The following is a 22,275-nucleotide window of genomic DNA, read 5'->3' as shown; positions in this document are numbered from 1 at the left end:
GGAGAGGAATCACGGAATGACCGACTTCATCCAGCAGCAGGGACCGGCGTTCCTCGCGCACCTGCTGCGGCGACTTGCCGATGAACTGGTGCAGGGCGCGGCCGACTGGTACCCGACGGTTGGAGTGATGGCACCCCCACGCACGATATCCACGCTTCTGGCGCTGGACGAGCACGGTCCACTGGGCGTGACCGAACTGGCGGGACTGCTGCGGCAGTCACATCCGCTGGTGATCGTCTGGATCAGGAAACTGACCCAGCTGTCGCTGGTGAGGTCCAGCACCGATCCGCACGACCGGCGCAGAACCCTGGTGACCCTGACGGCGAAGGGTCGAAGCGAGCTGGTGCGTATCCGTGAAGCCCTGGTGGTGATGGAGCGCGCATCCACCGAACTTCTTGAACTGTCCGGCACCGACTCGCTCGAGATGCTGTGGGCAATCGAACGCAACTGCCGCGAACTCCCTTTCCTGCAGCGCCTGCAACAAGCAACGAAGCGGGAGGCGGGCGCGGCTCGCTAAAGGGTTGCGCCCTGCGGACGACGGTGCCCGGGCACGCTCTTTGTCGATGCTGCGGTCAATCGCCACCCCAACCCCGACCAACGCCCTGCATGCCGCGCCAGCGCCTCCGCGATGACGCCGGCATTCCCCGCCACGTGCAGCCTGTCGCGCGCCCGCGTCATCCCCGTGTACACCAGCTCCCGCGACAGTACGCGGTTGCCACGTTCCGGCAGCACCAGCCAGACCTCGTCGAACTCCGAGCCCTGGGCCTTGTGCACCGTCATCGCGAACGCGCTGTCGTGCGCGGGCAGCGATGCCGGATGGAAGGGCCGCGGCTTCGCGGGGTCGTCGCCGGGAAACCAGGCCATCAGCGTTCCGCCGCTGTCGCGCAGGCAGATGCCGACGTCGCCGTTGAACAGGCGGTGGCGGTAGCTGTTCTCGGTGACCAGCAGCAGGCGGCCGTGGAACCAGCGGCTGGCCGTGGACGCGGGCCCGCCCCCGCGGCGGGTGCCGGCGAGCAGGTCCTCGATGCGGGCGTTGACCGCGCGCGCGCCCTGCGGGCCTTCGCGCACGGCGGTGAGGATGCGCAGGCGGTTGGCCCGGGCGAGCGCTTCGGCGGGGTCGGCGGCGTCCGCCATCGCGGCCCAGTGCGCGAGGAAGTGTTCGCGCTGCGACTGCAGCGGGTCGGATTCGCCTTCGTGGAAGTGCACGCCGGACAGCCCGCCGTCGCGCAGCAGTGACAGCGCGGTGGCGCTGTCGCCTTCGCGCACGGCGGCCGCCAGCGGCGCGAGGTCGAGCGACGCGCTCTGGCGCCAGCCGCGGGTGAGGTGGACGTGCCGGGCCGGGAAGCGCCGGCCCGTGGCATCGGCTTCCGTGGCCCCCACCGCGCGCAGGATGCCGGCGAGCACGTCGCCCGCTTCCACCGAAGGCAGCTGGTCGGGGTCGCCGAGCAGGACCAGGCGCGCGCCATCGGGCACGGCTTCGACCAGCTTGGCCATCAGCGGCAGGTCGATCATCGAGGCCTCGTCCACCACCACCACGTCGAAGGGCAGCGGGTTGTCGGCGTGGTGCCGGAACCGCGGCGAGTCGGGGATGGTGCCGAGCAGGCGGTGCAGGGTCGTGCCGGCGGTGGGCAGGTGGGCGCCCAGCGCGGGGTCGATGCCGAGCACGGGCAGCGCCTGCACGGCCTTGCGCACGCTTTCGGCCATGCGCTCGGCGGCGCGGCCGGTGGGGGCGGCGAGCGCGATGCGCGGCGGTGGGCCGCCGGCTTCGAGCGCCTGGGCGACCAGCAGCACCAGCATGCGGGTGATGGTGGTGGTCTTGCCGGTGCCGGGGCCGCCGGTGACGAGCAGCAGATTGTGGTGCAGGGCGAGCGTTGCCGCTTCGGCCTGGCGGTCTTGTGGCGGTGTCGCGGGGTTGCCCCCATCTGCCCCTTGGGCATCTTCCCCCGCAGGCGGGGGAAGGGCGGGATCGGCTGCAGCACTGCCGATGCGGCACAGGTCGACGGCCAGGCGACGCTCGTATTCGCGATAACGGCGCAGGTAGACCAGGCCGTGCTCGTACACCAGCGGCGCGTCGGCCGCGGATTCATCGACGGCGGTGTCCGGACGGGCGACCCAGCTCGAGGACTCCAGGGCTTCGCGCCAGGCCTCTGGCGTGGGCCAGTCGATGGGCGCTTCGACCAGTCGCTGCGGTCCGGTGGGGTCGAAGCCGGCGTGGCCGGAGGCCACGGCGAGCGAGGCGAGCGCCGCCGCGGCCAGCACCAGCTCAGGCGTCTCCGGATCCAGGCGCTTCAGGCTCTGCGCCAGCGCATGGTCCAGCGTGCGCAGCGCGCCGGCCTTCGCGAGGGCCTGCAACAGGCTCATGCGGCAGCCTCGCCGGGCTCGCCCGCGAACAGCGCGTCGAGCGCTTCGACCAGGCCCGGGTCAAACCGCCAGGCCTGCACGCCGCGTGGCGCCTGCGCGTCTTCGCGGGAAACATCCAGCCCCCGACAGAACACATAGCGCACGCCACCGAAATCGCGCGCGTAGTCGTAGGCATCGCCCATCCGGAATCGCAGCCAGCGGTGCAGTGCCAGGGTGTAGATCAGCGCCTGCAGGTCGTACTCGCTGTGCGCCATCGCCTCGGCCAGCTGCGCCGGGCCGTAGCCCGGCAGGCGGTTGGACTTGTAGTCGAGCACGTACCAGCGGCCCTCGTGCACGTAGGTGAGGTCGATCAGGCCGGTCATCAGGCCTTCCAGCCGGCGCCGCGCGCCGAAGCCCTGGCGCGCGGTGAGCAGGCCGTGGCGGTGCAGCAGCGCGAGCAGGGCATCGACGCGCGTGGGCGCGAGCGCGAACTGGAACTCGATCTCGGGGCGGCGGCGGTCCGCCGGCACGTCGGTCAGGCGCACGCCTTCGGGCAAGGCGACGGTCAAGGTCTGGCCGACCAGCGGCGTGAGCACGGCCACGCCGGCATCGACGTCCTCACCCTGGTAGCCCCCCTCGCGCAGGCGTTCGGACATCAGCTCCACCTCAGCGGCACCCGGCGCGGATGCGCCTGGCACCCACGCCGACCAGCGCGCGAAGTCGACGTGTTCCAGCACGTCGTGCAGCACCACGCCGAAACGGGTGCCGGCGAAGCGCGGGTCGAAGGCGTCGCTGCCCTCGCCTGCCGCGCCTGCCATGGCCACCTCGGCTCCGGCATCCGCCGCCGGTTCGTCCTGGCCGCCGGGCACCGGCTGGGTGGCGCTGGCGGCGGCATCGCCCGGTGCATCACCCTGTCCCTCGGCGTTGGCGAGCTGGGTGAAGCTGTAGACCCACCAGTCGCTGCCCAGGTCACGGGTGGCGAGGCGCGCCGGCGGCACCGCGTCGGCGGATTCGGGAAGCAGCCAGGGCAAGGTGACCGGCGGCACGTCATCGTCGATGGCGACGGCGGCGCCCAGCGCGGCGGCCAGCGCCTCCGGCGCCGCCACCATGTGCCGCAGCGGCGAGCGGTCGGGGTTGTGGAACAGGCCGCTGGCCAACCACAACGCATGCCGCGCGCGGGTGAGGCCGACGTACAGCAGGCGCGCATCCTCGGCGCGCTGCGCGAGGCTCCACGCGTCCTTCGCCGCTTCCCAGCCGGAGATCGACGGCAGCAGCCTCCAGTGCAAGGCGCGGCCGTCCGCGCCGTTCACCACCGCGCGCTGCCCGGGACTGCGCGCGGGCGAGCCGATGGCCGCGAAGGGCATGAACACCAGCGGGTACTCCAGGCCCTTGCTCTTGTGCAGGGTCACCACCTGCACGCGCCTGGCATCCGACTCCAGCCGCAGCAGCTGGCTGTCGTCGCTGGCATCGGCGTCGGCGATGGCGTTCGCCAGCCAGTCGACCAGGCCGTGCAGGCCGAGCGCGCGCGCCTGCGCGTCCTGAAGCAGTTCGGCCAGCTGCAGGTAGTTGGTGAGCCGGCGCTCGCCGTCGAGCAGGCCGAGCAGGCGGCCGGCGTGCTCCGCACAGAGCGCGTTGACCAGGGCCAGCGGCCCGCCGCGCTGCAGGCGGTCGCGCCAGGCGAGCGCGGTGAGCTGCCAGCCGCGCAGCGCATCGCCGTCCCCGTCGAGCGCGGCGATCGCGGCGGCGTCCAGGCCCACCAGCACCGTGGACAGCGCCATGCGCAGGCGGCCGTCGTCGGCGCCGTGCAGCAGGGCGAGCAGCAGCGCGTGCAGGTCGCGCGCCTCGGGCGTGGCGAACAGGCTCTGCTTGCCGGCGGCCACGGCGGGAATGCCGGCCATCGCCAGCGCATGGCGGATGCGCGTGGCCTCATGGTGCGAGCGCACCAGCACGGCGATGTCGCCCGGCTGCACGGCGCGGCCTTCGATGCTGGCCTGGCCTTCGCGCGCATCGGTCAGCACGCGGTGGATCGCGGCAACGCAGGCCTGGGTGGCCAGCTCGCGCGAACGGCCGGCGCTGTACGGCTTCAGCCTGCCCTTGCCGTCGGGCTCCGGCAATGGTGCGCGCCACAGGGTGAGCGCGGGCGCGATCGCGCCGTTGCGAAGGAATTCGTCGTCGGCGCGCACGCCGCCGGGGGCGACCTCCCTGAATCCGATGCGGCCATCGATGAAGGGCGGCGGGACCGCTTCGTCCGCCTCCGCAGCGGCCTGTGCCTGCGCATACAACGCCGACACCGCGCGCAGCACCGACGGCCGCGAGCGGAAGTTCAGGGCCAGCGACGGTGCCTCGACGGCGGTCGCGCGCGCGGCGAGATAGGTCTCGACGTCGCCGCCGCGGAAGCCGTAGATCGCCTGCTTGGGATCGCCGATCACGAACAGCGCCGGCGCGCCGCTGCCGGCGCCGAAGACGCGATCGAAGATGCGCCACTGGCGGGCGTCGGTGTCCTGGAACTCGTCGACCAGGGCCACGGCGTACTGTGCGCGCAGCTTCGCCGCCAGCGCTTCGGCCTGCCTGCCGTCGTCAAGCCTGGAGTCGACGGCCTCGGCGACGCGGTCGATCAGGTCGTCATAGGTCTGCACGCGCTGCTGCTGCTTCGCGCGGGCCACGCGCAGGCGGGCGTCGGCGCGCAGGCGGTGCAGCAGTTCGACGCGGCGCGCGTCCTTCCATTCCGCCATTGCCGCCAATGCGTCCAGATAGCCGGGCACGGCATCGCAGACCGGCGAGTCGGGGGTGGGGCCCTTGGCGGTCTTGTTGGTCTTTCCGACCAGCATCGTGCGCTGGAGATGACCGAGCTTCGCGTGTTCGAACGGCACGCCCCGATCACCTGCGCGGCACCATTGCTGCAGCGAATCGAACAGCGCGTTGATCCAGTCCAGCCGGTAGCTGCCACCGTGCAGGATCTTGCCTTCCACGGCCGACACCAGCGATGCGCGGAAGTCCTCGCCGTGTGCGCGGAGCGCGGCGGCCAGCGCTTCGCCCGCGGCATGCAGGCGCGGCGCGGGATCCCCGGGCAGCTCGGCCAGCGCCGGGCGCAGCACCGGTTCACGCACCAGCACGGCCAGGTCATCGGCCAGCGCCTGCGGCCCTCCCGGCCACATCGCCAGCAGGTCGTCGGCGGCGTCGCCATCGCTGCCATGCGCGCGCCACAGGTCGGTGGCGATGGCCTCGTACAGGGGGGCGTCGCTCGTCAGCAGTTCCGGTGCATCGAAGGCCTGCCCCACCTCCAGCGCATGGTCGCGCAGTACGCGCGCGCAGAAGCCATGGATGGTGAAGATCGCCGCGAGGTCGATGTCGTTGGCCGCAGCGTGCAGGCGGCGGCGCAGGGCGTCGGCGGATTCGGTGCCTTTCGCGAGCTGCGCTTCGAGCACGTCGCGGGTCAGCGCCGCCTCGGGCGATGCATCGGCCGCGGGCGCCGCACCGACCAGCCGCTCGGCCAGCAGCAGGCGCGCGCGGATGCGGCTGCGCAGCTCCTGGGTGGCGGCCTCGGTGAAGGTGACGGCCAGCACCTGGCCCACGCGCAGCCCGCGCTCCACCACCAGGCGCACCACCAGCGTGGCCAGGGTGAAGGTCTTGCCGGTGCCGGCCGAGGCCTCGATGGCATGCACGCCGTCGAGCGCAAGCTCGAGGTAGGGATCCCGCGGCGATGCGCGCGCAGCGTCCTTGCCCGTGCTCATTCCGCATCCTCCAGGTCGAGCGCGGCGGCGATGTCGCGCAGCGCGCCCACGTCCGTGCCCGCGTAGACCTGGCCGGACACCACCGCGGAATAGACGGCCATCGCCAGGTCGACGAAGGCGAGCCGGGTCGCCTCGTCGGTGAACGGGTCGCGGCCCCGCAGCGCCAGCCGCAGTGCCTCGCCGGTGCCCTCGCCCCAGCTGCGGTCGCTGCCGTGCCAGCGCCTGGCCGCCTGCGCCAGGCCGCGTTCGAGGCTGTCGGCGCGGAACAGCTCCCAGCCGCTGTAGGGCGCGAACGGCAGGGGCCTGCGCAGGCCCCTGGCACGCAGCTTGACCAGCATCCGCAGCACCTCGCGGGCCTGCGCGGGATCGAGCGGCGCACGCTCGTGCGGGCCGAGGCCAAGATCGTCACCGTCATGGAATTCCACCAGCGGCGTCGACCGCCCGGCCGCGCTCGCCAGCAGCCAGTCCAGTCCGTTGCGGATCGCCGACTGCCCGCCGGGCTTGTCGAAGCGCATGCGTGCAATGCCCTGCGGATACGCATCCGGGATCCGGCCGCGCAGCATCACGCCGTCGATGTCGACCTCCAGCCGCGGCGAATCCGGCTCGTCCGCGCCGCGCCAGTCGCCGAACGCCGCGGCATAGGCGTCCACCTGCCCGCGCACCTGCTCCAGCGTGCGCCGGCCCAGCGGACCGGACGGCAGCAGCCCGCGCGCGCGCAGCCGCGCATGCGTGGTGGTGTCGTCGTCGCCGCGCAGCACGGCTTCGAACACCGCTTTCTGCAGCACCTGGCGCGCGAGTCCGCGCCCCGGCGCCACCAGCGGCTCCACGTCTTCGTCGACCGCTTCGACCTCGGCCAGCCGCAGGCCAAGACGCTGGCGCAGGAGAACGTCGGCCGGCGCCTGCAGGAAGCGCCGCAGTTCGTCGAGCGACAGCACGGCGCCCTCTTCAGCCATGTTCGCCAGCGATTCCTCGCCGAACCAGGCCGGCAGCGGCACGCGCTCCTGCATGGGCTGCGTCGCCGCCGGCCACCACTGCGCCTGGTACGAGAACCGCCGCGACTCATCAACGCTTCCGAACGCCGCCGGCGCGAACGGTTGCAGCGGATGCCGCACCACCAGCGCTTCGCCCGCTTCCGCTTCCGGCGCGTGCTGCGCATCGGCCGCCGCCAGCAGGTCCGCCACCAGCACCGACGGCTCACGCACGCTGCCGTCGCGCGGATCCGCGCCCTGGTAGCTCAGGTAGAACACGTCCTGCGCGGAGGCGAACAGCTGCAGGAACAGGAAGCGGTCGTCGTCGCGCGTGGAGCGGTCGCCCGGACGGCGCCGGCCGCCGACCAGATCGGCCGCGAGGCGGTCGAGGCCGCCGGAAGGATCCCGGCGCGGGAACTCGCCGTCGTCCATGCCCAGCAGGCAGATCACCCGGAACGGCAGCAGGCGCATCGGCACCATGCGGCCGATGCTGACACCGCCGGTGAGCAGCGGGGCGCGGGTGTCGGCTTCGGACAGCGCGGCAGCGAAGTGCGCCCGCACCACCTCCGCCGGCACCGGCGTGTCCACGCCCGCACGACGCGCATCCTTTGCGAAACCATCAACCAGGCTGCGCAGACGATCCAGCGCGCGCCGCGTCGCCGGCGCCTGCGGCGGTTTCGGCAGCAGTGCATCCAGCAGGCGCAGCAGCCGCTCGCGCCAGCCTTCGGGCGGCAGCGCCTCGTCGAGCACGCGGGCATGGTGCGCGAGCACGCGCAGCAGGCGCACCAGGGTATCGAGCGCATCCAGCGCGCTGCCCTCCAGCTCCGGCATCGGTGCGAGCACCTGCCCGCCGGCGGTGGTGATCGGCGCATCGCTGCCGCTGGCATGCCCCAGCAGCAGGCGGTCCAGCGCGAAGGCCCAGGTGTAGGCGTCATCGGCCGGCGCATCCAGGCGAGCGCGATGCGCGGCGTCCAGGCCCCAGCGCGCGCCGGCGGCGTGCAGCCAGGCATGCAGGCGGTCGAAGGCGGCGGCGTCCAGCCCCGCGGCCTCGGCCAGCGGCGGGCTGGCCAGCAGGTCCAGCGTCTCCACCAGGCCGAAGCGCGCCACCGGCAGCGCCAGCAGGCGCAGGAACACGTCGGCCAGCGGCTCGCCGGCCAGCGGGCTGGCGTCCGCCACCGCGTACGGGATCGCCTGATTGAAGCCGGCGTCGGCGCGACCGCGGCCGCCGAACACGGCGTCGAGGTAGGGCAGGTAGGGGTCGATGTCCGGCGCCAGTACCGCGACTTCGCGCGGCTGCAGCGGCGGGTCGAAGCGAGGGTCCTCGAACAGCGCGCGCAGCTGGTCGTGCAGCACCTGCAGCTCGCGCAGGCGGGTGTGGCAGGCGTGCACCTGCAGGCTGGGGTCGTCGCGGCGCAGCGCCGGCAGCCGGGTACGCATGTCCCCGGTCGCCGGCGCCAGCGGTGGCGACGGTCGGCGATGGAACAGGTCCGACTGCAGCCGCCGCAGCAGGCTGCCCCGTAGCGCGCCGCCGCCCTCGCCCGGGTCGGCATCACCGCGGAACTCGATGTCCGGATGCACCACTTCGTAACTGCCCAGCACCGCCATGAAGTCACGGCCGGCCGCACCCCAGGCGCGCAGCAGCGGGTTTTCGCCGGCGGCCGCCTCCGGGTCGCCGCCACGCGCACGCTGCAGGTCGCCCCAGTAGTCGCGACTGGGCGATGGAACATAAAGGTGAAGCGTGCCGACACGCGCCTGGGTCGCGACCACCCGCAGCACGTCCGGCGACACGTTGAGGATCGCGAAGGCGAACAGCCGCTTCGGCAGGCCCGCCGGCAGCGGCTCGCCGGGCCCGGCGAAGCCGCCCAGATAGGTCTCGATGCGGCGCGCACGGTGCGCCGTGCCGCCCGCCACCCGTCGCCACAGCGCCGCCTGCGGATCGCGCGGCGCCTCGCCGGCCTCCCAGGCCAGCAGCCATTCGCGGCGCCAGGCCTTGTATTTCTCGAACGCCTGGGCGAGTTCGCCGGCCAGCGACCAGGCCTTCACCGGGTCGGGTGCGCCTTCCATGTAGGCGCGCAGCGGCTGCAGGGCGCGCGCGCGCAGCAACGCGGGATCCGCCAGCGCGGCGTGGATGCGCCAGCGCAGGGCGGCGGCGTCGAGGTCTTCTCCCTTCCCCGGCACGTTGGCATCCAGCGCACGCTGCACGAACTCGCCCGGGGTCAGGAACTCGAGGTTGGCGGCCACGCCGTGCGCCTCGGCCAGCGTCGCCTGCAGCCAGCGCCGCATCGCCGGCTGCGGGATCAGGATCACGTCGGGCTCCAGCAACCCCTGCCGGGGCGCGGGCGCGCGCAACTCCGCGGCCAGCAGTCCCGCCAGCACGTCGAGCGCGTTCGAATGGTAGAGGCGGAAGTCGCCGGTCCCCGGAGCCATGCAGCCATGATGCCGGAGCGGTGTCGCAGCCGGCGATACCGCGACCGGCATCTTCGGCGGGATCGCCGGCACGATGCGTTGCGCACCGCCGCAAGCGCGGCCCGCCCGATTCCCGCATAATTCCTGTACTGCCCGGTTCAGGCATGCCAGCCGCTGTTCAGGCTGGTCGCGCCAAGCTTTTCCGGTTTACGTCCGCGCCATCCCCCGAGCCACGACGCCGATGCCCCAGACCGCACAGACATCGCAGGCCCCTGCCGTCCGCCTCTCAGGCGTACGCTTGGATCGCGGTGCGCGCACGATCCTCGAGGGCATCGACCTGGAGGTGCCGCGCGGCAGCATCACCGCCATCCTCGGGCCCTCGGGCAGCGGCAAGTCGACCCTGCTCGCGGCGCTGACCGGCGAGCTGGTGCCGGCCGCCGGCCGCGTGGAGGTGTTCGGCCAGCCGGTGCCGCACCGCCAGCGCGAGCTGCTGGAGCTGCGCAAGGGCATCGGCATGCTGCTGCAGGGCAACGGCCTGCTCACCGACCTGACCGCCGGCGAGAACGTGGCCCTGCCGCTGCGCGCGCACACGAAGCTGCCGGCGCCGGTGATCGAGCAGCTGGTGCTGATGAAGCTGCACGCTGTCGGCCTGCGCACCGCCGTCGACCTGTACCCGCGCGAGCTCTCCGGCGGCATGGCGCGCCGCGTGGCGCTGGCGCGCGCGCTGGCGCTCGACCCGCCGCTGATGCTCTACGACGAGCCGCTGACCGGGCTGGACCCGATCGCCTCGGGCGTGATCATGTCGCTGATCTCGCGCCTCAACGCCACGCTCGGCCTGACCAGCATCATCGTCAGCCACCATGTGCGCGAGACCCTGCCGATCGCCGACCGCGCGCTGGTGGTGGCCCATCGCGGCATCGTCTTCTCCGGCACGCCGGCCGAGCTCCAGGCCAGCGAGGATCCGCTGCTGCGCCAGTTCCTGCGCGGCGAGCCCGACGGGCCGATCGCCTTCGACCCGGCATCGGCGCAGCCCCGCGCGCGCGGCGCAGCCGCCGCGCCCCGTCCCGACGCCGAGGCCCGCTGATGCCCTTCATCTCCAGCACCCGCTCGCTCGGCCGCGCCGGCCTGTTCTCGCTGTCGGTGTTCGCGGCCTCGAAGCCGACCGCCGACTTCTTCGCCGAACTGATGCGCGAGATCTACAAGATCGGCGCGCGCTCGCTGCCGATCATTGCCGTCGGTGGCGCCTTCGTCGGCCTGTCGCTGACCCTGCTCGGCTACCGCGCGCTGGAAACCTACGGCGCCTCCGACCAGGTCAGCGTGCTGATCGGCCTGGGCCTGTACCGCGAGCTGGCGCCGGTGCTGACCGCGCTGCTGTTCGTCGGCCGCGCGGGCTCGTCGATCGCCGCGGAGCTGGCGTTGATGCGCGCCACCGACCAGATCCAGGCCCTGGGCCTGATGGCGATCGACCCGGTGGCCAAGGCCGTGGCCCCGCGCTTCTGGGCGGCGGTGCTGTGCGTGCCGCTGCTGACCGCGATCTTCGTCAGCTTCGCCCTGACCGCGAGCTGGTTCCAGGCGGTGCAGGTGCTGGGCGTGGACAACGGCAGCTTCTGGCAGACGATGCGCGACGTGGTCGACTTCAAGGACGACTTCCTGGTCGCCTTCCTGAAGTCCGCGGTCTTCGGCGGCACCTCGGCCCTGGTCGCCGCCTACGTCGGCTTCCACGCCGAACCGACCATCGAAGGCACGTCCGTCGCCACCACCCGCGCCGTCGTCAACGCGTCCTTGCTGGTCCTGATGTTCAACTTCGTCCTCTCCGCGCTGTTGTTCCGATGAACAGCGGGGAGAGCATTTGCCACGGATTTACGCGGATCAGGCGGATCACGCGGATCGGCTTCCCGCTTATCCGCTCCGGTCGCAAAAACCGGGGAATCAATCGTTGATTGAGAGCAGTCCCGCCCCACCTGACTCCTGATCCACGTAATCCGCGTAAATCCGTGGCAAAAAAGCTTTCAAAGGTATGCCCTTATGAATACATCCCGTGGCCCACGACTTGAATTCGCCGTTGGTGCGTTCCTGCTGCTGGCGCTGGCGTCGGTGCTGGTGCTGGCGATCGCTTCGACCAACGGCAAGTTCGGCTTCGCACGCGACAGCTACGAGCTGACGGCGCGCTTCACCAACCTCGGCCAGCTGCGCCCCAACGCGCCGGTGAAGGTCGGCGGGGTGACGATCGGCAGCGTTTCGAAGATCGACCTTGATCCGGCGAAGTTCGACACCATCGTGACCCTTGCGATCGACTCGCGTTTCAACGAGATCCCGATCGACACCTCCGCCCAGATCCTCACCGGCGGCCTGCTCGGCGAAAGCTATGTCGGGCTGCAGCCGGGCGGCGACATGGAGGTGTTCCAGCCGGGTGAAGAACTTGTCTACACCCAGCCCGCCGTCGACCTGATGCAGATGGTCGGCAAGTACATGTTCAGCGGCGCCGGCGAAGATGGCGCTGCCACAGGCGCAGCGGCACCGGATGCCGCCGCCGGCGACACCCCGCCCCCCACGGAGCCCACCGAATGAACCGTCCCCTGATCCCCCTCGTGCTCGCTTCCGCCCTGCTTGCCGCCGCGCCGTTCGCGGCTTCGGCGCAGGCCGCCCAGCCCGCCGCGGCCGCCACCCAGGGCGAGTCGGCCAGCAAGCTGGTGCTCGACAACAGCCAGCGCCTGCTGTCCACGCTGGAATCGCGCCGCGCCGAGTTCACCGCCGACCGCGGCAAGCTGCAGGCCTTCGTCGCCAGCGAGTTCGACAAGATGTTCGACCGCGATTACTCGGCCCGCCAGGTGCTCGGCCGCCACGGCCGCGGCGCCTCGGATGCCGACGTCAAGCTGTTCGCCGACGCCCTGGCCGACAGCCTGATGCGCCGCTACGGCAGCTCGCTGCTGGACTTCAACACCCAGCTCCGGGTGCGCGTGAAGTCCGAGACCCCGCTGCCGCGCGGGCTGGGCGTGAAGGTGTCCAGTGAAATGCTGCGCCAGGGCGGCGAGCCGATCCCGGTCGACTACCTGATGCGGCAGACCGCCGACGGCTGGCGCGTGTTCGACGTGATGGTCGAAGGCGTGTCCTTCGTGCAGACCTTCCGCCAGCAGTTCGACACCCCGCTGTCGCGCAAGTCGATCCGCGAGGTCGCCGCCGACCTGAGCGCGGGCCGGATGCAGGCCGATGCAGGCACCAACTGAGGCCACGGTCCGCCGCGAAGGCGAGGCGCTGCGCTTCAGCGGCGCCCTCGTCCGCGATGCCGTGCCCGCGCTGTGGCGCGCCGCGCAGCCGCAGGCCGCCGGCGCGCGCGGCATCGACATCGCCGCGGTGACGCGGATCGACAGCGCCGGCCTGGCGATGCTGTCCGCGCTGGCCGGTGCGGTCGCGGGCGGCAGCGGCATCGACGTCACCGGCGATCCGCCCGGCCTGGCCGACCTCCGCGCCGCCTATCGCCTCGACGCGGCGCTGGGCTTCGCTTCCTGACGACGACGACAAGGACGCCCCCGCCCCATGTCCAGCCAGCCCCACACCCGCCTGCGCATCGCCGCCGCCGCGATCACCATCGCGCTGCTGGCCGGCTGCGCGGGCACGGCGCCGCGCGCGCAGGCACCGGCCGACGCGCTTCCGGTCGCCACGCAGGACGCGGCCGTCGGCATCGACGCCGACACCAGCGACTCCGCGTTCGCCGCCGGGGCCGCGGACACCACCGTTGATACCGCCGCCCATGCCGACGTCGCAGCCACCGGAAGCGACGATTCCGGCCTTCCCACCGAAGGCGCGGACGCCATCGCCGCGCCCGGCGCAGACCCCACCCAGGCCGAACTCGATTTCGCCGCCATCTACGGCGGCGACGTCTACGACCCCATCGCCGACCCCACCCTGCCCGCACCGGCACAGGTCTCGGCGCCCGGGCACGACCCCTGGGAGAAGTGGAACCGCCGCGTCCACGGCTTCAACATGGCCGTCGACCGCACGGTCGCCGAGCCGCTGGCGCGCGCCTACGTGAAGGTGGTGCCGCGCCCGGTGCGCCTGGGCGTGGGCAACTTCTTCTCCAACCTCGGCCAGCCGGTCAGCGCGCTGAACGCGCTGCTGCAGGGCAAGCCGAAGCAGGCCGGGCAGTCGCTGGGGCGCTTCCTGGTCAACGCCACCGTCGGCGTCGGCGGCCTGTTCGACCCGGCCACGCGCATGAACATCCCCAACCGCACCGAGGACTTCGGGCAGACGCTGGGCGTCTGGGGCTGGCAGAACTCGCGCTTCGTCGAACTGCCGCTGTTCGGCCCGCGCACCGTTCGCGACGTCTTCGGCCTGGTCGGCGACGGCCAGGTCTCGCCGATCCGCCAGGTCGACGACGACACCGTGCGCATCGGCCTGCAGGGCCTGCAGCTGGTCGACCTGCGCACCCAGCTGTTCGCGGTCGACCGCCTGCGCGAAGGCGCAGCGGACGAATACGCGCTGGTGCGCGACGCCTGGATGCAGCGCCGCAACTACCAGATCAACGGCGACCGCGTACGCGAGGACCAGGACGACCTGCCGGACTACCTGCTCGAGGACGAGACCAACCCGACGGTGCCGGTGGACGTGATGCCGATCGTGCCGGGGTCGATCCCGCCGCCTTGACCGCGGCCACGGTGGCAACGGCCGCTTCGTCGGCCGTCGCGGCCGATGTCAGTCAGCGTCCGGCCCGGCCGCCGCATCCCCCAGCAGTTCCTTCGCCTCCGCGCCGGGCAGCGTTTCCACGCCCTTGAGCTGGCGCTCGATCGCGCGCGTGCGCACGCCGGCCTGCTTGATGCTGTTCTGCACGGTGTCGAGCTGGCCGTGGGCCTTCTCGAGCACGGTCGCGAACTTGCCGAACTCCGCCTTCACCGCGCCCAGCAGCTGCCAGACCTCGCTCGAACGCTGCTCGATCGCCAGCGTGCGGAAGCCCATCTGCAGGCTGTTGAGCAGGGCCAGCAGGGTGGTCGGGCCGACCATGGTCACCCGGTACTCGCGCTGCAGCGCCTCGAACAGGCCCGGCCGGCGCAGCACCTCCGCGTACAGGCCCTCGGTGGGCAGGAACAGCAGGGCGAAGTCGGTGGTGTGCGGCGGCGCCAGGTACTTGTCGCGGATGCGCTTGGCCTCCAGCCGCACCTGCCGCTCGAGGCCGGCGGCGGCCTGGGTCGCGGCCTCGGGATCGGCGCGATCCTGGGCATCGAGCAGGCGTTCGTAGTCGTCGCGCGGGAACTTGGCGTCGATCGGCAGGAGGATCGGCTGGTCGGGCTGCGTCCCGGGCAGGCGGATCGCGAACTCCACGCGCGCGTCGCTGCCGGGCACGGTGGCGCAGTGGGTCTCGTACTGGCCCACGGTCAGCACCTGCTCCAGCAGCGTGGCCAGCTGCACCTCGCCGAAGATGCCGCGGGTCTTGACGTTGCCCAGCACGCGCTTGAGGTCGCCGACGCCGGTGGCCAGCTCCTGCATCTCGCCCAGGCCGCGCTGCACCTGCTCCAGGCGCTCGGACACCAGCTTGAACGAAGCGTCCAGGCGGGTGTTGAGCGTGGTCTGCAGCTTCTCGTCGACGGTGGCGCGCATCTGCTCGAGCTTCTGCGCGTTGTCGGCCTGCAGCGCCTTGAGCTGCGATTCCAAGGTGGCGCGCATCTCGCCAATACGCTGTTCGTTGCGCTGGGTCAGTTCGCCCAGGCGCAGGCCGAGCTGGTCGGCGAAGCGCTGCTGCGCCTCGGCACCCTCGCTGCGGGCCTTGCGCGCGTCCTCGCCCAGGGCCTCGCGCAGCACGTCCAGGCGCTGGTCGGTGCGGGTGCTGAACTCGGTCAGGCGCGCGGCGAAGCCGTCGATGCGCTGCCCCTGCGCCAGGCCCAGGCCGTCGAGCTGCTGGCGCAACTCGCCGCGGCCGTCGCGCTGCTCGGTGCGCAGGGTTTCCTCCAGCTCGCGCTTCAGCGTGGCCAGCGCCGCCTCCGGGCGTCGCAGCAGCAGCACCACCAGCAGCACGATGGCCACCGCCACCGCCGCCAGCACCAGCATCAACAAGGTGTCCACATCCATGGGCGCAGTGTAGCGGCCGGCCGTCGCAGCGCCTGCGATCATGCGATCGCAGCGGACAGCGACAGCCGCCGCCACCGTGTCCGCGCAGCCCGCGCGAGGTCGCCCATGGAATTCAGCATCCGCCGCATCTACGACGACCCGGCTACCCGCGAGGGCCGCCGCGTCCTGGTCGACCGCCTCTGGCCGCGCGGAAAATCAAAGGCCGACCTGGACGGCATCCCCTGGGTGAAGTCGGTCGCACCCAGCGATGACCTGCGCCACTGGTTCGACCACGATCCCGCGAAGTGGCCCGAATTCAAGAAGCGCTACTTCGCCGAACTCGACGCCAACCCCGATGGCCTGGCCGAGCTGCGCAAGGCCCTGGGCCGCGGCAAGCACGCCACCTTGCTCTACGCCGCGAAGGACGAGGACCACAACAACGCCACAGCCCTGGCCGAGTACCTCGCCAAACACCCCCAATAACACTTGCCATCGCGGCTATAGCCGCTCCCACAAACAACTCCCACGACAAACAGCTGCAGGCGGCCGGCCTCAGTCCAGCACGCGGCAGAACACCGCCTTCAGGTAGCGCGACTCCTGCGCGTTCGCCATGAACGGATGGTCCGGCCCGGCGCCGGCCACCTTCAACACCTGCACCGTGCGGTTGGAGAAGAACGCCGCGCGCCGCAGCATGTCCAGGAACTGGTCTTCGCTCACCAGCCCGGTGCACGAGAACGTCGCGAACAACCCGCCCGGCTTCACCACCGACAACGCCAGCTTGTTCATGTCCAGGTACTTCTTCAGCGCCGGGATCACCTGTTCGCGGTCACGGGTCATCTTGGCCGGGTCCAGCACCACCACGTCGTAACGCTCGCCGGCGTTCGACGCATCGCGCAGCCAGGGGAAGATGTCGGCCTGCACGAAGCGCGGGCGCACGCCGTTCAATTTCGCGTTGCCCTTGGCGATCTCGATCACGTCGGCGTCGATATCCACGCCCACCACCTCGGCCGCGCCGCGCACCGCCGCATACACGGCGAAACCACCGGTGTTGCAGCACAGGTCGAGCACGCGCCTGCCGGCCACCTGGCGGCTGAGCCATTCGCGGTTTTCACGCTGGTCGGCGAAAAAGCCGGTCTTGTGCGCACCCGCGGGGTCGGCGCGGAAGCGGATGCCGTGTTCGGTGATGACGGCGGGCTCGGTGCCGGGCGTGCCGTGGAAGTCGAAGCTCTCCTGCTTCTGCACGTGCTCGTCGGCGAAGGCGTGGAAGCGGCAGCCGGGGAACTGTTCGCGCAGCGCGGCCATGATCCATTCGCGGTGGCGGAACATGCCGGCGCTGAAGTACTCCAGCACCAGCAGGTCGGCGTAGCGGTCGACCACCAGGCCGCTCAGGCCGTCGCCTTCGCTGTGCACCACGCGCCAGGCGTCGGACACCTCGTCCAGGCGCAGCACCTCGCGGCGCAGGGCCACGGCGTCGGCGATCTTCCGCGCGAACCAGCCGGCATCCACCGCCACGTCGGGGTGGGTTTCGAGGATCCGCACCGCGATGCGCGAATGGCCGTTGTAGAAGCCGCGTCCGATCCACTCGCCGTCGACGCCGACCACGTCGACGATGGTGCCGGGCTTCGGCCGCGGGTTCGGCTTCTCGACCAGCTTCTGGAAGATCCACGGGTGGCTGGACCGCCAGGCGTTGCGCAGGCGGACTACGGGGGGGGCGTCGTTCATGGTGTGATTCTACCGGCGCCGCCCTTGCGTTGCCGGCATCCGCCGCCATGCTTCGGGTCATGCAGCTGCCCGTCCACGACCACCCGCCCGACTCCGCCGCCCAGCGCGCGGCCGACTGGCGCCGCTTCCGCCGCGCCGCGGGCGTCTCGGCGGCCTTCGTCGCCGTGCTGGCGGTGGTCTACGCCGCGCAGTCCGGCTTCGACGCCCGCCTGTTCGCGGTGGCCCCGGGCAGCCTGAGCGGGCTCTGGGGCCTCCTCACCGCGCCACTGCTGCACGGCTCGCCCGAACACATCGTGGCCAACAGCGCGGCGGTGCTGCTGCTGGGCACGCTGGCCGGTTGGGTGTATCCGCGGGCCTCGCTGCGCGGCCTGCCAGTGATGTGGCTGGGTTCGGGGCTGGGCGCCTGGGCCCTGGGCGCGCCGGGCTCGTACCACCTGGGCGCCAGCGGCGTGACCCACGGCCTGATGTTCCTGGTGATGGCGCTGGCGGTGATCCGCCGCGACCGCGCCGCCATCGCCGCCACCATGATCGGCTTCCTGTTCTACGGCGGCATGCTGCTGACCGTGCTTCCACGCGAGCCGGGGGTGTCCTGGCAGTCGCACCTGGGCGGCGCGATCGGCGGCATCGTCGCGGCCTGGCTGTTCCGCCGCCTCGACCCCGTGGCGCCGCGCAAGCGCTACAGCTGGGAGATCGAGGAGGAAATAGCGGCCGCCGAGGCCGAACGCGCCGCTGCCGATCGCGAGCAGTTCGAGCCCGGCGCGCCCGAGGACGTGCCGGTGCTGTGGCACCGGCCCGATCCCACGGAGCAGGACCGCGGCACCGTCCTGCCGTTCCCGCCGCGCGAGCGGCGCTAGACTCGGGGGCATGAACCTCCGCCCCGCCCTTCTCTTCCTGCTGGCGATGCTGCCTTTCGCCAACGCCACCGCCAACGACGCCACGGAGCGCGCCACCATGGCCGAAGCCGACGCCCGCCTGCAGCGCTACACCGGTGACGTCCCCGGCGCCGCACTGCTGGTGCTGCACGACGGCGAGCCGCTGCTGCGCCGCGGCATGGGCCTGGCGGACGTCGAAGCGGGCACCGCGGTGACGCCGGCCACGAACTTCCGCCTGGCCTCGGTGAGCAAGCAGTTCACCGCCGCCGCCGTGCTGCTGCTGGCGCAGGACGGCCGCCTGCGCCTGGACGATCCGGTGCGCCGCTGGCTGCCCGCGCTTCCCGCCAACACCGACGGCGTGACCCTGCACCACCTGCTCAGCCACACCTCGGGCGTGTACGACTACGAGGACCTGTTGGCCGCGGACTTCGAGGGCCAGGTGCGCGATGCGGATGTGCTCTGCCTGCTGGCGACCGGTGCGCCCTGCATCGATGCAGGCGCGGACGCGGGACCCGACGGCGCAGGAACCGGCTTCGCCGCCGATGCCGCCGCCAAGCCCCCGGCCTCCCGCGCCACCGGACCTGCCCCTGGACAAGCTGTGGGAGCGGCTACAGCCGCGATCCCCGCCCGCCCCTACTTCGCACCCGGCACCGCCTACCGCTACAGCAACTCCGGCTACGCCCTGCTCTCCCTCGTCGTGGAAGCCGCTTCGGGCATGTCCTATCCGGACTTCCTGCGCGAGCGCATCTTCGTCCCCCTGGGCATGGCCGACACCCTCGCCCACGTCGACGGCGTCAACGAGGTTCCCCATCGCGCCTTCGGCCACAGCGCCGACGGCGACGGCTGGCGCCGCACCGACCAGTCCACCACCAGCGCCGTGCTCGGCGACGGCGGCATCTATTCCTCCATCGACGACCTGGCGAAGTGGGATGCGGCGCTTTACGACGACCGGCTGCTCTCCGACGCCTCGCGCGAACTGGCCTTCTCGCCGCAGACCACCACCTCCATCGGCGAAACCGGCGTCAAGGCCTACGGCTATGGCTGGCGGCTGGACGGCGACCTGATGTGGCACTCCGGCGAAACCATGGGCTTCCGCAACATCATCCTGCGCTGGCCCGTGCAGCGGCTGACCGTGATCCTGCTCAGCAACCGCAACGATCCCGAGCCGTATGCCGATGCGCGCGCGATCGGCAAGGCGTTCCTGCGCGAGGCCGCCGCGCGCTAGGCTTGTCGCCTTTGCCGCTGCCGGACCCGCCATGCCCGCCGCCATCCGCCGCCACCCGGCGGCCTCCGCCGCCCTCGCGCTCGCCGCCACGCTCGCCCTGCTGCCGGCGCTGACCGCCTGCAAGCGCGAGGCCACGCCCGAGGCCGACGCGCCCGCTGCGGCGGGCAAGCGCTCCGCGGATCCTGCCGCCCACCGCATCGAGGACGACGTGCGCGCGCTCGCCGACGACCGCATGCAGGGCCGGGAGACCGGCACGCCCGGCCACGAGCTTGCCGCCGAGCACGTGGCGGCCCGCTTTGCCGACGCCGGCCTGTCGCCGGGCGGCGAAGACGGCGGCTGGTTCCAGCGCGTGCCCTTGCTGCGCGCCAGCCTCGACCCCGCGGGCGCGAGGATGGACGTCGGGCTGGCCGGCGACTCGGTCGCCCTCGCCTTCCAGGAGCAGTTCCTGCCGATGGCGAACTTCAACCGGGCCGAGGCTTCGGTCGATGCCCCCGCGGTCTTCGTCGGCCAGGCTGTGCATGCACCCGGTCTCGGCCACGACGACTTCGCCGGCCTGGACCTGCGCGGCAAGGTCGCGGTGATGTTCGGCGGCGCGCCGGAGCGCTTCGACGACACCCGTCGCGCCTTCCACGCCTCGCTGGCCGAGAAGCTGCGCGGCGTGGCCGAACGCGGCGCCGTGGCCGCGGTGCTGGTCGGCACCGCCGCCGACGAAGTGCGCACGCCCTGGGCACGGAGCGCGGCCGGCTGGGACCGTCCCACCCTGCGCCTGCGCGACGCCGACGGCCGCGGCATCGACACCTGGCCGGAGCTGCAGGTGGTGGCGCGCGTCAGCGCCGCCGCCGCCGACACCCTGTTCGCCGGCGGCGAGCGCAGCGCAGCGCAACTGGCCGACGAGGCCCGCGCCGGCCGCCTGCGCGGCTTCGACATGCCTGTGCGCCTGTCGCTGGCGGTGCGCACGCGGGTGGAGCCGCTGGAATCGCGCAACGTCGTCGGCCTGCTGCCCGGCGGCGATCCCGCGCTGGTCGGCGAGTACGTCGTGCACAGCGCGCACCTGGACCACGTCGGCATCGGCCTCGAGGTCGACGGCGACGAGATCTACAACGGCGCGCTCGACAACGCCCTGGGCGTGGCGATCATGACCGAGGCCGCGCGCGAGCTGGCTTCGGCCGCCGAGCCGCCACGCCGGCCGCAGCTCTTCGTTGCCGTGACCGCCGAGGAGCAGGGCCTGCTGGGCTCCCAGTGGTTCGCCCGCCATCCCACGATCGCCGACGGCGGCAGGCTGGTGGCCAACATCAACCTCGACATGCCGGTCCTGACCGCACCCGCGCGCGACGTGGTGCCGATCGGCGTCGAGCATTCGTCGCTGGAGGCCGTGGTCGAGGAAGCCGCGCGCGACATCGGGGTCAAGGTCTCGCCCGATCCCTTCCCGGAGGAGGCGGTGTTCGTGCGCAGCGACCAGTACTCCTTCGTGCGCGAGGGCATTCCCGCGGTCTATCTCGACGGCGGCGTCGAACCCGCCGACCCTGATCGCGACCCCAAGGTCTCGGCCACCTGGTTCATGCGCAACTGCTACCACCGCCCCTGCGACCAGGCCGACCTGCCGATCGAGTACGACGACGCGGTGCGCCTGGCACGGCTGTCCGCGCGCATCGCCCGCGGCATCGGCGACGCCGACGCGGCGCCGACGTGGAACGAGGGCGACTTCTTCGGTGAACACTTCGGCCAACGCAAGGCACTCAGCACCGCCGGCGAAGCCGCAACAGACCACTGAGAAGCCTCATTCCATCTGCTGACCAGCCCATGACTGCAGCCAGCAGGGTGAACACGAACGCATGTCAGACCTGTCTCGCACCGGACATGATGATGCCCACGCCCAGAAGGCAGACGAGCACGCCGATCCAGTCAGTCACGGTCGGCCGCACTGAATCGACGGCCCACAACCACATCAAGGCCACGCTGATGTAAACGCCACCGTAGGCCGCATACACCCGGCCAGCGGCGTGGGGGTGCAGGGTGAGCAGCCAGGCGAACGCGGCCAGGCTGAGTGCCGCCGGCACCAGCAACCAGGCCGATCGACCCTGCTTGAGCCACAGGTACGGCAGGTAGCACCCGATGATCTCGGCCAGTGCGGTAACGACGAAGAGCCCGAGAACCTTCAGCATTTCCAAAATTGAACCTCCCCGGAACTCCCGGAGGCTCATCAGATGCGGTCATGCCGCCACTGCGAGCTCACGGGTTTGATGAATTTGTTGGGCCCTGCGACCAGAGCCGTGACCTGTCGAGGCCAACGGGTAGAACGTGGCCTCAAAGCTTGAGTCACCCTCCCTGCACCACTCCGTGGCGAGTGCAGCCCGATCCAGGGCGCCAAGGCCCTCAGCCGGATCAGCCGACGCCGCCGAAGCGGCATTGGCCTGAACACGCGGCTGAACGCACTTACGACTGTATGCACTGCTCGATAAGGTCCCCGCTCGTGCCGTCGGCATTGTGGCGGAAGAGCGTGCCATCGGATCCGGCACCAGAGCCTTTTGTCCACCACTCCAGATCATTGCCGACGTAACGCGCACCGCTGGCAGAAACCGCGATCTGCATACTGTATGAACTGCCCTTGTACTGGACCGTGGCCGAGTCAGTCGAAGGATAGCTCGTGACGTCCTCCCGATAATTCAGACCAGCCAGAAGTAGAGGATTCGGCGACACTCAGGCCCAATGATCCAGCCTAGTGAAACCGAGACTTCCGATCCGCAGGCAATGCAGGGGCGTGAACGTCCAGGTCCGAACCCCGTTTTCTCCCAAAGTCCGAGCCCTGGGTCATTACCGCAGTGCGGACAGCGAGACTGTTTCATGGAGCGCCTAACGCCTGAATTAAGCCGCGCCGCGAAGCGGCGTCGGCTTGAATGACTTGTTAGGCCGCGGCCAGTTTGAGTTTGCTAACCCGTTGCAAGTTGACATGCTGGCGAGCAACCCAAAGGTCATGA

General features: G+C 71.6%; 18 protein-coding genes. 11 read left to right on the top strand and 7 right to left on the bottom strand.

Annotated elements, in window-relative coordinates:
• The first annotated feature begins 16 nt into the window (after positions 1 to 16).
• Positions 17 to 517, top strand: coding sequence for a MarR family winged helix-turn-helix transcriptional regulator (locus E2170_RS00095; protein WP_165942113.1), 501 nt, complete (start codon positions 17 to 19; stop codon positions 515 to 517).
• On the opposite strand, the gene recD is transcribed toward E2170_RS00095, so the two are convergent.
• The 3 genes from recD to recC are packed head-to-tail and all read right to left on the bottom strand — an operon-like array spanning position 514 to position 9,466.
• Positions 514 to 2,361 carry an exodeoxyribonuclease V subunit alpha gene (gene recD / locus E2170_RS00090; RefSeq protein ID WP_132998627.1) on the bottom strand — a complete coding sequence of 616 codons (1,848 nt, stop codon included), beginning with the start codon at positions 2,359 to 2,361 and terminating at the stop codon, positions 514 to 516. The two genes, E2170_RS00095 and recD, sit on opposite strands and share 4 nt — an antisense overlap.
• Entirely contained in the window at positions 2,358 to 6,071 is a 3,714-nt protein-coding gene (locus tag E2170_RS00085) for a UvrD-helicase domain-containing protein (protein ID WP_132998626.1), read from the bottom strand. The genes recD and E2170_RS00085 overlap by 4 nt, the downstream gene beginning before the upstream one ends.
• A complete protein-coding gene (recC, locus tag E2170_RS00080) occupies positions 6,068 to 9,466 on the bottom strand; it encodes an exodeoxyribonuclease V subunit gamma (protein WP_132998625.1) in 3,399 nt (1,132 codons plus the stop codon). Before recC ends, E2170_RS00085 begins: the two co-directional genes overlap by 4 nt.
• A 220-nt stretch (positions 9,467 to 9,686) precedes the next feature.
• On the opposite strand from recC, the gene E2170_RS00075 reads away from it, so the two are divergent.
• The 6 genes from E2170_RS00075 (at position 9,687) to E2170_RS00050 (ending at position 14,086) form a co-directional block, all read left to right on the top strand.
• On the top strand, positions 9,687 to 10,529 hold the full coding sequence (locus E2170_RS00075) for an ABC transporter ATP-binding protein (RefSeq protein WP_132998624.1): 843 nt from the start codon (positions 9,687 to 9,689) through the stop codon (positions 10,527 to 10,529).
• On the top strand, positions 10,529 to 11,278 hold the full coding sequence (locus E2170_RS00070) for an MlaE family lipid ABC transporter permease subunit (protein WP_132998623.1): 750 nt from the start codon (positions 10,529 to 10,531) through the stop codon (positions 11,276 to 11,278). The genes E2170_RS00075 and E2170_RS00070 overlap by 1 nt, the downstream gene beginning before the upstream one ends.
• Positions 11,279 to 11,470: 192 nt before the next feature.
• The gene (gene mlaD, locus E2170_RS00065) at positions 11,471 to 12,013 is read left to right on the top strand and encodes an outer membrane lipid asymmetry maintenance protein MlaD (protein WP_132998622.1); all 543 of its coding nucleotides are present in this window, start codon (positions 11,471 to 11,473) and stop codon (positions 12,011 to 12,013) included.
• Positions 12,010 to 12,669 (top strand): MlaC/ttg2D family ABC transporter substrate-binding protein, encoded by a 660-nt coding sequence (locus tag E2170_RS00060; RefSeq protein ID WP_132998621.1) that lies wholly within the window; start codon positions 12,010 to 12,012, stop codon positions 12,667 to 12,669. The genes mlaD and E2170_RS00060 overlap by 4 nt, the downstream gene beginning before the upstream one ends.
• Positions 12,653 to 12,952 (top strand): STAS domain-containing protein, encoded by a 300-nt coding sequence (locus tag E2170_RS00055; RefSeq protein WP_132998620.1) that lies wholly within the window; start codon positions 12,653 to 12,655, stop codon positions 12,950 to 12,952. Before E2170_RS00060 ends, E2170_RS00055 begins: the two co-directional genes overlap by 17 nt.
• 27 nt (positions 12,953 to 12,979) lie before the next feature.
• Positions 12,980 to 14,086, top strand: coding sequence for an MlaA family lipoprotein (locus tag E2170_RS00050; protein WP_132998619.1), 1,107 nt, complete (start codon positions 12,980 to 12,982; stop codon positions 14,084 to 14,086).
• Between the two features lie 48 nt (positions 14,087 to 14,134).
• Here E2170_RS00050 and E2170_RS00045 read toward each other — a convergent pair whose 3' ends face one another.
• The gene (locus E2170_RS00045) at positions 14,135 to 15,448 is read right to left on the bottom strand and encodes a DNA recombination protein RmuC (protein ID WP_425477831.1); all 1,314 of its coding nucleotides are present in this window, start codon (positions 15,446 to 15,448) and stop codon (positions 14,135 to 14,137) included.
• Between the two features lie 159 nt (positions 15,449 to 15,607).
• Here E2170_RS00045 and E2170_RS00040 point away from each other — a divergent pair, with 159 nt between their 5' ends.
• Positions 15,608 to 15,964, top strand: coding sequence for a DUF488 domain-containing protein (locus E2170_RS00040; RefSeq protein WP_132998617.1), 357 nt, complete (start codon positions 15,608 to 15,610; stop codon positions 15,962 to 15,964).
• 69 nt (positions 15,965 to 16,033) lie between these two features.
• Here the strand turns inward: E2170_RS00040 and E2170_RS00035 are convergent, their stop codons facing one another.
• Positions 16,034 to 17,203 carry a class I SAM-dependent rRNA methyltransferase gene (locus tag E2170_RS00035; RefSeq protein WP_132998616.1) on the bottom strand — a complete coding sequence of 390 codons (1,170 nt, stop codon included), beginning with the start codon at positions 17,201 to 17,203 and terminating at the stop codon, positions 16,034 to 16,036.
• A gap of 59 nt (positions 17,204 to 17,262) precedes the next feature.
• On the opposite strand from E2170_RS00035, the gene E2170_RS00030 reads away from it, so the two are divergent.
• The 3 genes from E2170_RS00030 to E2170_RS00020 are packed head-to-tail and all read left to right on the top strand — an operon-like array spanning position 17,263 to position 21,071.
• Complete coding sequence (locus tag E2170_RS00030; protein WP_132998615.1) at positions 17,263 to 18,057, top strand: rhomboid family intramembrane serine protease; 795 nt, start codon at positions 17,263 to 17,265, stop codon at positions 18,055 to 18,057.
• 10 nt (positions 18,058 to 18,067) lie between these two features.
• A complete protein-coding gene (locus E2170_RS00025) occupies positions 18,068 to 19,300 on the top strand; it encodes a serine hydrolase domain-containing protein (RefSeq protein ID WP_132998614.1) in 1,233 nt (410 codons plus the stop codon).
• A 31-nt stretch (positions 19,301 to 19,331) separates the two neighbouring features.
• Positions 19,332 to 21,071 (top strand): M28 family peptidase, encoded by a 1,740-nt coding sequence (locus E2170_RS00020; RefSeq protein ID WP_132998613.1) that lies wholly within the window; start codon positions 19,332 to 19,334, stop codon positions 21,069 to 21,071.
• A 64-nt stretch (positions 21,072 to 21,135) separates the two neighbouring features.
• Here the strand turns inward: E2170_RS00020 and E2170_RS00015 are convergent, their stop codons facing one another.
• Both E2170_RS00015 and E2170_RS14215 read right to left on the bottom strand, forming a co-directional pair.
• The gene (locus E2170_RS00015) at positions 21,136 to 21,462 is read right to left on the bottom strand and encodes a YnfA family protein (protein ID WP_425477808.1); all 327 of its coding nucleotides are present in this window, start codon (positions 21,460 to 21,462) and stop codon (positions 21,136 to 21,138) included.
• A gap of 271 nt (positions 21,463 to 21,733) precedes the next feature.
• Positions 21,734 to 21,997, bottom strand: coding sequence for an MliC family protein (locus E2170_RS14215; RefSeq protein WP_132998612.1), 264 nt, complete (start codon positions 21,995 to 21,997; stop codon positions 21,734 to 21,736).
• Between the last annotated feature and the right edge of the window lie 278 nt (positions 21,998 to 22,275).

The organism is Luteimonas arsenica (assembly GCF_004352825.1).
In the GTDB taxonomy this organism is placed as follows: Bacteria; Pseudomonadota; Gammaproteobacteria; order Xanthomonadales; family Xanthomonadaceae; genus Luteimonas; species Luteimonas arsenica.
This window is presented reverse-complemented; position numbering and strand designations above follow the sequence as displayed.

Bases quoted from the DNA above. Each gene is read 5' to 3' on its own strand.
- E2170_RS00035 (WP_132998616.1), bottom strand. From the start codon at position 17,203: ATGAACGACGCCCCCCCCGTAGTCCGCCTGCGCAACGCCTGGCGGTCC.
- E2170_RS00050 (WP_132998619.1), top strand. From the start codon at position 12,980: ATGTCCAGCCAGCCCCACACCCGCCTGCGCATCGCCGCCGCCGCGATC.
- E2170_RS00040 (WP_132998617.1), top strand. From the start codon at position 15,608: ATGGAATTCAGCATCCGCCGCATCTACGACGACCCGGCTACCCGCGAG.
- E2170_RS00085 (WP_132998626.1), bottom strand. From the start codon at position 6,071: ATGAGCACGGGCAAGGACGCTGCGCGCGCATCGCCGCGGGATCCCTAC.
- E2170_RS00030 (WP_132998615.1), top strand. From the start codon at position 17,263: ATGCAGCTGCCCGTCCACGACCACCCGCCCGACTCCGCCGCCCAGCGC.
- E2170_RS00015 (WP_425477808.1), bottom strand. From the start codon at position 21,462: ATGCTGAAGGTTCTCGGGCTCTTCGTCGTTACCGCACTGGCCGAGATC.
- E2170_RS00075 (WP_132998624.1), top strand. From the start codon at position 9,687: ATGCCCCAGACCGCACAGACATCGCAGGCCCCTGCCGTCCGCCTCTCA.
- E2170_RS00060 (WP_132998621.1), top strand. From the start codon at position 12,010: ATGAACCGTCCCCTGATCCCCCTCGTGCTCGCTTCCGCCCTGCTTGCC.
- E2170_RS00070 (WP_132998623.1), top strand. From the start codon at position 10,529: ATGCCCTTCATCTCCAGCACCCGCTCGCTCGGCCGCGCCGGCCTGTTC.
- E2170_RS00020 (WP_132998613.1), top strand. From the start codon at position 19,332: ATGCCCGCCGCCATCCGCCGCCACCCGGCGGCCTCCGCCGCCCTCGCG.
- recD (WP_132998627.1), bottom strand. From the start codon at position 2,361: ATGAGCCTGTTGCAGGCCCTCGCGAAGGCCGGCGCGCTGCGCACGCTG.
- E2170_RS00095 (WP_165942113.1), top strand. From the start codon at position 17: ATGACCGACTTCATCCAGCAGCAGGGACCGGCGTTCCTCGCGCACCTG.
- recC (WP_132998625.1), bottom strand. From the start codon at position 9,466: ATGGCTCCGGGGACCGGCGACTTCCGCCTCTACCATTCGAACGCGCTC.
- mlaD (WP_132998622.1), top strand. From the start codon at position 11,471: ATGAATACATCCCGTGGCCCACGACTTGAATTCGCCGTTGGTGCGTTC.
- E2170_RS00025 (WP_132998614.1), top strand. From the start codon at position 18,068: ATGAACCTCCGCCCCGCCCTTCTCTTCCTGCTGGCGATGCTGCCTTTC.
- E2170_RS00055 (WP_132998620.1), top strand. From the start codon at position 12,653: ATGCAGGCACCAACTGAGGCCACGGTCCGCCGCGAAGGCGAGGCGCTG.